This is a genomic window from Marinimicrobium sp. UBA4209 (assembly GCF_002381585.1).
Lineage (GTDB): Bacteria > Pseudomonadota > Gammaproteobacteria > Pseudomonadales > Cellvibrionaceae > Marinimicrobium > Marinimicrobium koreense.
Genome location: NZ_DFTP01000017.1, coordinates 1556 through 2436 on the forward strand (window position 1 = coordinate 1556; position 881 = coordinate 2436).

Sequence of the window (881 nt, forward strand, 5' to 3'; positions counted from 1 at the left end):
CCCCTCAAAGACCCCCGCCTCTTCCAGCCGCTGAGCGCGGGCTTCCAGAAAGGCACAACCACCGTCAAGCAATAGCACTCGCCGGGCAATATCCAGCAGGCGCTGGAGCTTGGTGATCTTGGCAAACTCACGGCTGTCGGCCAGTTGTTCAATCGCTTCGTCCAGCTGGTTTCCCAGGCGGACCAATTTGTCCGCCTCGGCACTGTGGTTCGTTTCCGTTAGGCTCAAGCCGGCCTCCTCAACTCATGCAATGGAGTTGATTATACATAGAAATCCAGCTCTTCCTGGTGTTTGAGCAAATCCCGCATGGTGTAGGGGTCTTCACCAAAAAAGTAAACCAGGCCCCAATGGGTGCCAAAGGCGGTACGTTTGGTGACCGTCTCCTCAACCGGCGGGGTAAGCTCATGGAAATCAAAGTAAGGGTGATCTTCCGTCTCCGCGGGAATTTCCAGTTTGCTGACGACCCGACGGCGCGGGTACACACCGAAACAGCCAGCATGCCCCTTTGCATCAACCACTTCTTTGGGAAAGAATGCCTTGATCTCCTCGTCAGTGGTTTTGGGATCGAACGAAAGAATCAGACCCTGGTAAGCATTGAACCCGTAAGCACGCTCCAACAACTCGAACACTTTGAAACCGGGCGGACGATAGGCCACCTCACCAAAGTACATTTCACCATCGCTGGTGACGAAATATTCAGGATGCACAAATCCGAAATCAATATCAAAGGTTTTGATCAGTTTTTCGATTTGTTGAGTAATCTGGGGCCGGTATTTCTCGAGCTCGGGCGTCGCCGGCACGAACACGGAGTAGCCGAGCGTGACATACTCGGAAATGTTCAGAAAGCAAATCTTTCCGTTGTGAATCCAGGCCTCGACGGC

Annotated in this window: 1 protein-coding gene and 1 pseudogene; both read right to left on the minus strand. The window is 53.2% G+C overall.

The genetic code is table 11. From position 1 onward, the window contains the following. The coding region (locus B3187_RS03040; protein ID WP_286804533.1) for a hypothetical protein at positions 1-228 on the minus strand (228 nt) is incomplete at its 3' end. A 32-nt stretch (positions 229-260) separates the two neighbouring features. Then, positions 261-881, minus strand: a pseudogene (locus B3187_RS03045) (carboxylate--amine ligase); the annotation flags it as partial.